This window comes from Saccharothrix sp. AJ9571 (assembly GCF_021725495.1).
Lineage (GTDB): Bacteria > Actinomycetota > Actinomycetes > Mycobacteriales > Pseudonocardiaceae > Amycolatopsis > Amycolatopsis magusensis.
The window spans coordinates 903,915-911,823 of the sequence record NZ_CP091382.1 but is presented as its reverse complement, the minus strand read 5'-3'; the positions used below and the strand labels follow the sequence as shown (position 1 = coordinate 911,823).

The following is a 7,909-nucleotide window of genomic DNA, read 5'->3' as shown; positions in this document are numbered from 1 at the left end:
GAGCGGGGCACCACGAGGTGCCCCGCTCTTTTGCTACGAGGATCAGGAAGTGACGGGCTTGACCTCGGTCGCCGGGTCGCCGTCCACCGCGGCGGTCAGCTGCGGCACCAGCCGCTCGACCACCCACGGCACCGACAGCGGCGACACGAACGAGATGCCCGCGCCGTACGCGCTGGCCTCGTCGATCAGCACCTCGCGCTTCTCCTGCGCCACCCGCATGCCCGAGTACAGCGTGTCCTTGCTCAGCGTCGCCTGGCCCTCGGCCACCCCGGCCACGATCCACGACAGCACGTCCACGTTGAGCAGGTCCGTGCGCTCCGGGCTGATGTTCGCGCCGAACTTGTCGCCGATGACCTGGTCCAGGTCCGGCGGCAGCACGAAGCCGAGCGAGGACAGCACGCGCGAGCGCGGGTCTTCACTGCCGTAGATGAAGTAGCCCTGGTAGGTGGTCGCCATCAACGCGCTCTTGCCCGCGAACTCCGGGTGCTCCTGCTTGGCCTGGCTCAGCTTCGCCTCGACGTCGGAGATCACCTTCTCACCATCGGCCGCCCGGCCGACGGCCTTGGTGATCCGGCGGGTGCTCTCCTGCCACGGCACGCCGTAGTCCTTGAACTCCTTGGGCTGCGCGACGGTCGGCGCGATCTGCGCCAGCTTGTCGTAGTGCTCCTGGGTCAGCCCGGAGTAGAGGCCGAGGATGAGGTCGGGGCGCAGCGAGGCGATCTTCTCGAACTGCGGGTCGGCGGTGCCCTTCATCACCTCGGGCAGCGGCGCGCCGTTCAGCTTCGCCGACGCCCACGGCCCGATCGCGCCGGGGAACTCGCCGACGAACTCGCTGGTGGCCACCGGCACCACACCGACGGCGAGCAGCGCGTCCTGGTCGGTGAGCCCGACCGTGACGATCCGCTTCGGCTCCGCCTTGATCTCCGTGGACCCGTACTTGTGGTCGATCGTCACCGGGAAGGCGGCGGCTTCGACCGGGGCGGCGCCAGGCACGGTCGGCGCCGGGGGCGCTTCCTCACTACCGCAGCCGGCCAGCGTGGCGGCAGCCACCAGCGCCGTGGTCAGCATTCCGGCGAAACGCCGGACGCGGCGGGTCGGGGATCGATCCATCATCAGGTCCTTAGGGGTTGAAGGGCGGGGCAACTCAGGTTTGCCTAACCAAATATGTTCGTCAAGTCCCCAGTGGCCGCCCTCGCAGCACAGCTTGGTCACTGTCACTGTCACTGTCGCTGACCGGACCACGCCGCCCACAGGCGCGCGTACCGCCCACCCGCCGCGACCAGCTCCGCATGCGTCCCCGACTCGGCCACCCGGCCGTCGTCGAGCAGCACGATCCGGTCGGCGGCCGCCGCCTGGCTGAGCCGGTGCGCCACGACCAGTCCCGTGCGCCCCTGCAACGCCGCGGCCGCGGCCGCCTCCAGCACACGCGCCCCCGCACTACCTGCCTCCGCGGTCGCCTCGTCGAGGATGACGATCGGGGGATCGGCCAGGATGAGCCGCGCGAGGGCCAGCTGTTGCGCCTGCGCGACGGTGAGCCGATGCCCGCCGTCGCCGACCACGGTGGCCAGCCCGTCGGGCAACGCGGTCGCCCAGTCCAGGGCACCGACGTCGTCCAGTGCGGAGTGCAGCTCCTCGTCGGTCGCCGACGGTTTCGCCAGGCGCAGGTCATCGGCCAGCGGCCCGGCGAACACGTGCACCTCCTGGCTGATCAACGCGACCGCGCGCCGCGTCGCCGCCGGACCCAGCTCGGCCAGCGGCACCCCGCCCAGCGAGATCGACCCGCTCGAGGGCGGGTGGATACCGGCGATCAGCTTCGCCAGCGTGGTCTTGCCCGCACCACTGGCACCCACGAGCGCGACCCGCTCCCCGGTGCCGATGTGCACGCTGACCTCGTGGAGCACCTCGTGGCCGGGGACGTAGGCGTGGCCGACCTCGGCCGTCTTCACCGAGGCGTCCACCGGAACGGGCGAGCGCTCGGGCTCCGGAGTGGCGGGCAGGTCGGCGACCCCGATCAGGCGGGCGAGGCTCGCTGTCGCCGCCTGCGCGTCGTCGACCAGGGCGAGCGCGGTCATGATCGGCCCGAAGAGACCGTGGAAGTACAGCGCCGCGGCCGTCGCCGTCCCGATCGTCACGCCCCCGCCGCGCACCAGCAGGAACCCGGTGATCAGCACCGCCGCCAAGCCGATGAATTCGGCGTAGTTCAGGCGGGCGAAGAACGTGGTCACCAACCGGATCCCGCGCAGGGACAGCGTGACCGCGGCATCGGACCGCTTGCGCACCCGCTCGACGTGGCTGTCGGCGAGCCGGAACGCCCGGACCGTCCGCGCACCGCCGACCGTGTCGAGCAGTTGCTGCTGCTGCGCACCCGAGGCCACACGCTGGTCGGCGTACAGCGGAATCGCCCGGCGCGTGTACCGCCGCACAGCGAACACCTGGATCGGCGCCGCGAGCACCGCCCCGAGCAGGAACCGCCAGTCGAGCAACGCCAGCGCGCCGAAGGTGAGCACGATGGTCAGCACCGACCGGGACAGCTCCGGCAGCGCCTCGCGCACCGCACGCGCGATCACCGACACGTCGCCGGTCACCCGCGAGGTGAGGTCGCCAGACCCGGCGCGCTCCACTTCGGACAGCGGCAGGTTCAGCGCCCGTGCGACGAAGCTCTCCCGCAACGCCGCGAGCATGGTCTCGCCGAGTCGCGCCACCATGGAGATGCCGATCGCCATCGCGAACCCCTGCACCAGGGCCACCGCGCCCAGCGCGACCACCGGCGCCACCAGCGCGTCAGCGGATTCCTTGTTCGCGACCAGGTCCACGATCCGGCCGAGCAGCGGCGCGATCGCCAACCCGACAGCCGTCGCCACGAAGAGCATCGCGAAGGTGCCCAGTGCCCGCCCGCGCTGCTCCCGCAACAGCCCCGCGACCACCGCCCAAGTCCGCGAGCCGGTCGCGATCGGCAGCAGGGGACGATCCGCGCTCACGAGAGCACCGCCGCACGGTAAGCGGGCAGATCGCGGACCAGATCGGCATGCCGCCCGACAGCGCTCACCACGCCGTCCTCGAGCAACGCCACCCGATCCGTCTCGGCCAGCAGAGCCGGACTGGTCGTGACCAGCACCGTGGTGCGTTGCCGCCGGACCTGCGCCAGCCCGGCAGCGATCCGCGCCTCGGTGACCGTGTCCACGGCAGTCGTCGGATCGTGCACGACGAGCACCGGCGCATCCACCGCGAGCGCGCGAGCCAACGCGACCCGCTGCCGCTGCCCGCCGGACAGCGAGTGCCCGCGTTCGGTGATCGCGGTGTGCACTCCGTCGGGCAGCGCACTCGCGACCTCATCCGCCGCGGCCGCGGCCAGCACCTCTTCGGAGCCGACGTTGTCCAGCAGGCTGCCCTCGAACAAGTCGGCATCATGCGCGGCGACCAGGATCGCGGCGCGAACCTCATACGGATCCATCGACGACAACGGCACCCCGTCCAGGAACACAGTGCCCTCCGAGGGATCGGCGTCGCGCCCCAAGCAGTCGAGCAAACTCGTCGCCGCAGCCGGATCCCCGGTCACCACTCCCACCAGTTCACCCGCCGCGATCTCCAGGTCCACGCCCCTAAGGGCCCCATGCCGCACCCCAGTCAGCCGAACTTCCCCCGCGACCTCCGCCGGCGCCTCCCCAGTTCCCCCTTCAACGGCCTGCGGCGCGGCCAGCACCTCCGCCACCCGAGCCGCCGACGCCCGCCCCTGCGCCAGTTCCGCATTGGCCCAGCCGAGCACGCTCAAGGGTCCGAGCAGGTACTGCGCGAGCCCGACCGCCGCGACCAGATCACCCACGCTGATCGTGCCGCTGATCGCCAGGTTGCCGCCGACCAGCGCGACCACGGCGATGAAGATGCCGGTCAGCGTGAGCACCGCGCCGCTGTGCCAAGCCTGCGCCCGCGCGGCCCGCAACGTCGCGCCCAGCGAATCCTGACTGGTGCGGCGATACCGATCGATCGCAGCAGGCTCCGCCCCGATGCCCTTGAGCACGCGCAGCCCGGCCACCAGGTCCGCGGCGATCCCCGACGCGTGCGCGGCCCGCTCCTGCTCGACCCCGCTGCGCCGCTCGAGCGGTTTGCCGATCAGGTGCCCGAGCCACAGCAACGGCGGAATCCCCAGCAGCACCAGCAACCCGAGCGGCACGCTGACCACCAGCAGGAAGACCGCGCTGACCACGATGCCCGTGGCGGCCGCGATGCCGAACGGCAGGATCCCGTACACCGACCCCACGCGCCGGGCATCCTCCGTGGCGATGTTCACCAGCGCCCCGGGCAGGTGTCCGGCCTCCGCACCACCGCGGGGATGCAGAATCCGCTCGCTCAGGTCCAGCCGGACGCGATGCGCGGAGTACTCGGCGGCATGCTCGGCCAAGCGCAGCGCATGCCGATAGGTGTTCGACAAAGCGGCGAACAGCACCAGGAGCACGATCAGCCAGGTCACCAGCTCACCCGTCGAACCCGGCCCGATAGCCCGGTCGACCACCACGCCGATCAACACTGGCACCAACGCCTCACAGCCCTGATGCGCCGCGGCGAGCACGGACGCCGCGGTGATGCGTCCCTTGTGCCCGCCGATCGCGCGTCGGAGCACGTCCCGGCCGGTCAACGGCGCCTCCCTGCCTCACCTGCGGAATAGCTAGGTAAGGCTAGCCTATAAGCTGCCGTCGTCATGCTCGTCAGAGGCTGGAGGCCGGGTTGGTAGTCGCACCACCTGCCGAGGAGGCCGAGCAGCTCAAACCGGCCGGAGCACGCACGAACCTGCTACGCGTGGTCGGAATCGTGCTCGCCCTCGGTGTGCTCGGCTTCGTGTTCATCCTCAGCATCGCGATCGGCACCAAGGACATCCCCCTCGCGACCGCGTGGCACGTCCTGTGGAACAACGACGGCTCCAGCGAGGCCGTGATCATCCACGAGCTGCGCATCCCGCGCACACTGCTCGGGATCGCCATGGGCGCCGCGATCGGCCTGTCCGGCTCGCTGATGCAGGCACTGACCCGCAACCCGCTCGCCGACCCCGGCCTGTTCGGCATCAACCTCGGCGCCGCCGCCGCGATCGTCATCGGCATCGCCTTCCTCGGAGTCACCTCGATCTTCGGTTACGTCTGGTTCGCCTTCGCCGGCGCCGCAGCCGCGTCGGTGGTCGTCTACGTACTCGGTTCAGCAGGCCGCAGCGGCTCCTCACCCGACCGCCTCGTACTCGCCGGTGCGGCCGTGACCGCAATACTGTTCGCCTTCATCAGTGCGGTGGTCCTCCTCAACGTCGAAGTCTTCAACAAGTTCCGCTTCTGGAACGTCGGCTCCCTCGTCGGCCGAGGCACCGACACCCTGCTCCAAGTCCTGCCCTTCATCGCGCTCGGCGTGCTGATCGCGTTAGTCCTCGCCCGCCCGCTGAACGCCCTCGCGCTCGGCGACCAGGCGGCCAGCGCCCTCGGCGCCCACGTCACCGCGACTCGAGTGGCCGGCGCCATCGCGGTCACCCTCCTGTGCGGCGGCGCCACCGCAGCGATCGGCCCGATCGGTTTCGTCGGCCTCGCCGTGCCACACGCCGCGCGCCTGATCGTCGGCCCCGACCACCGCTGGGGCCTGCCCTATTCAATGGTCCTCGCCGCGATCCTGCTGCTCGGTGCCGACGTGCTGGGCCGAACCTTCGACGACACGGAAGAGGTGCAGGTCGGCATCATGACCGCGATCGTGGGTGCGCCGGTGTTCATCGCACTGTGCCGCCGCCGGAAGCCGGCGCGGCTGTGAACGCCCTCAAGAACTCCGCCGCCACCAGGGTTTTGCGCGCCCCCGGCGGCCGAATCTCGCTGCGCGTCCCCACTCGTGCGGTCATCGTTTGCGCCGTGCTGGCGATCGCCGTCACGATCGTGTCCGTGGTCAGCCTGACCACCGGCGACTACAAACTCTCCGTGCCCGAAGTGGTGGCCACGCTCTTCGGCCAGGGCCCACCCGGCGCCGACTTCATCGTCACCACTCTGCGACTCCCACGTCTGCTGGCTGCCCTCTTGGTCGGCGCGGCACTCGCGGTGAGCGGTGCCATCCTGCAAAGCCTTTCCGGCAACCCCCTCGGCAGCCCCGACATCATCGGCTTCAGCCACGGCTCCGCGACCGGCGCGCTGATTGTCATCATCACCACTACGGGCGGCATGCTGGAGACCGCGCTGGGCGCGTTGGTCGGGGGCATGATCACCGCGATCGTCGTCTACCTCCTTGCCTTCAAACGGGGCATGCACGGCCTGCGCATGGTGCTTATCGGCGTCGGCGTGAGTTCGATGCTGTTGTCCGCGAACTCCTACCTGATCACCAGGGCGAGCCTGCAGGACGCCGTCTCCGCTCAGGCCTGGCAAGTCGGTGGCCTGAACGGACGCGGCTGGGAACACGTGCAACCGGTAGCCATCGCGCTGGCTGTGCTCCTTCCGATCGCTGCGTACTACGGGCGTCGACTCTCGATGCTGGAGATGGGCGACGATGCGGCCAAGGGCCTCGGCGTGCCCGTCGAACGGAGCAGGCTGGTCCTCTTCGGGGTCAGCGTGACCCTTTGCGCAGTGGCGACTGCCGCCGCCGGTCCGATCACTTTCCTCGCTCTGGCCGGCCCCCAACTCGCCCGCAAGCTGACCCGTGCTGCCGGCCCCAACCTCCTCGCGTCGGCGTTGATGGGCGCGTTCCTCCTGGTCGCCAGCGACCTCGGAATCCAGCGACTGTTCCCGTCACAGCAACTACCCGTTGGTATCGCCACTGGCGTCCTCGGTGGCGGTTACCTCGCCTGGCTGCTCGCCGTGCGGTGGCGCGCCCGCAGCTAGTTGCCGATCAGCCACAGCTGGCCAACAACGGTGTGATCACGGTGCAGGTGACCGACGAGGTGTCGTTCGCTGCATTGAGGTCTTCGGGCACTGCGCCGGAACGGTTCGCCGTGAAGGTGAACGGCAGCCCGATGGTCAGCAGGCCGTAGGGCACTGAAAACGCTGCGGTGCCTTTCCCGCCGTTCGCCAGCTGGCCCACAGAGCAGGTCGCTTTGCCCGGCGCAGGCACGCAGTTGGTTCCGGCAGTCGCCTGCAGGCCCGCCGGCAGGGATGTGGTCACCGTCGTGCTCGTAGCCGGGTCGGGACCGTTGTTCGTGACGCTCACGGTGAAGTCGACCCGTCCACCCAGCAGTCCGGGCTTCGGAGTGCCGGTGAGCTTGATCGTCCGGTCCGCCCTCGCGTCCACTGTGAGGGCGGGGCCATCGACACGCTCGGTCGCGTAGTTGCTGCCGAGGAGCTGGCCCTGCAACTGGTGGGTGAAGTCCGGCGCACTGGCCGCGACCTTCAACGTGAAAGTGACCTGCGCTGACTCACCCGCGGACAGGGCCTCGGGAAGCGTGCCCAGATAGCCGACTGGTCCGTTAGGACTGTCCACAGTGGAGCAGATGACTCCGGAGCAGCTGACCAGCGTGGTGTATGAGGGCAGGCTCTGCGGCTTGCTGAACAGGCGGGCCGTCGGGTGCAGCACAGTGAAACCGTGGACGTTCGTGACGGTCTCCGTGACAACCACCGTTCCGCCTGGGTGCACGGTGGAGGCCGAGGCGGAGACCTGAACCTCTGCCGGATCGGCGCCTGCCGGCGCGGCACCCACCAATGCTGTGAGTCCGCTCAAGAGCGCAGCAGCGAGCAGTGGTCGGTTCCGGCGCATGGTGACACCCTCTCGCCAGGACTGGCCCAGGTAGGACCAGTCGCTATTCATGATTCGTACTATCGACCGAAGCCGTTACACCATCCGTCAGACACCACCCCGCTCGCCGCGCATGCGGCCGGTAGTCTCTACCTCCCTGTATGCCCATCCGGTACCAGTTCGAGATCGATCCTCAGCGACGCGGTAGTCATCGACTGCTTGTTCATTCGCTTGGCCA

Annotated in this window: 6 protein-coding genes; 2 read left to right on the top strand and 4 right to left on the bottom strand. The window is 69.8% G+C overall.

The window, feature by feature from the left end; translation table 11 throughout:
* Nucleotides 1-42: 42 nt before the first annotated feature.
* The 3 genes from L3Q67_RS03640 to L3Q67_RS03630 all read right to left on the bottom strand — a co-directional run bounded on the left by L3Q67_RS03640 (nt 43) and on the right by L3Q67_RS03630 (nt 4,630).
* Nucleotides 43-1,110: an iron-siderophore ABC transporter substrate-binding protein gene (locus L3Q67_RS03640; protein ID WP_499188187.1), complete on the bottom strand. Its 1,068-nt coding sequence runs from the start codon at nt 1,108-1,110 to the stop codon at nt 43-45.
* Between the two features lie 110 nt (nt 1,111-1,220).
* Nucleotides 1,221-2,978 (bottom strand): ABC transporter ATP-binding protein, encoded by a 1,758-nt coding sequence (locus tag L3Q67_RS03635; RefSeq protein ID WP_499188186.1) that lies wholly within the window; start codon nt 2,976-2,978, stop codon nt 1,221-1,223.
* Nucleotides 2,975-4,630, bottom strand: a complete 1,656-nt coding sequence (locus tag L3Q67_RS03630) for an ABC transporter ATP-binding protein (RefSeq protein WP_499188185.1) — start codon at nt 4,628-4,630, stop codon at nt 2,975-2,977. The genes L3Q67_RS03635 and L3Q67_RS03630 overlap by 4 nt, the downstream gene beginning before the upstream one ends.
* A gap of 89 nt (nt 4,631-4,719) precedes the next feature.
* Between L3Q67_RS03630 and L3Q67_RS03625 the strand changes: the two genes are divergently transcribed.
* A complete protein-coding gene (locus L3Q67_RS03625; RefSeq protein ID WP_499188184.1) occupies nt 4,720-5,772 on the top strand; it encodes a FecCD family ABC transporter permease in 1,053 nt (350 codons plus the stop codon).
* Complete coding sequence (locus tag L3Q67_RS03620) at nt 5,769-6,824, top strand: FecCD family ABC transporter permease (protein WP_499191419.1); 1,056 nt, start codon at nt 5,769-5,771, stop codon at nt 6,822-6,824. The genes L3Q67_RS03625 and L3Q67_RS03620 overlap by 4 nt, the downstream gene beginning before the upstream one ends.
* Before the next feature lie 7 nt (nt 6,825-6,831).
* Here L3Q67_RS03620 and L3Q67_RS03615 read toward each other — a convergent pair whose 3' ends face one another.
* On the bottom strand, nt 6,832-7,743 hold the full coding sequence (locus tag L3Q67_RS03615) for a DUF11 domain-containing protein (protein WP_499188183.1): 912 nt from the start codon (nt 7,741-7,743) through the stop codon (nt 6,832-6,834).
* Nucleotides 7,744-7,909: the final 166 nt, after the last annotated feature.

Bases quoted from the DNA above. Each gene is read 5' to 3' on its own strand.
- L3Q67_RS03640 (WP_499188187.1), bottom strand. From the start codon at position 1,110: ATGGATCGATCCCCGACCCGCCGCGTCCGGCGTTTCGCCGGAATGCTG.
- L3Q67_RS03615 (WP_499188183.1), bottom strand. From the start codon at position 7,743: ATGAATAGCGACTGGTCCTACCTGGGCCAGTCCTGGCGAGAGGGTGTC.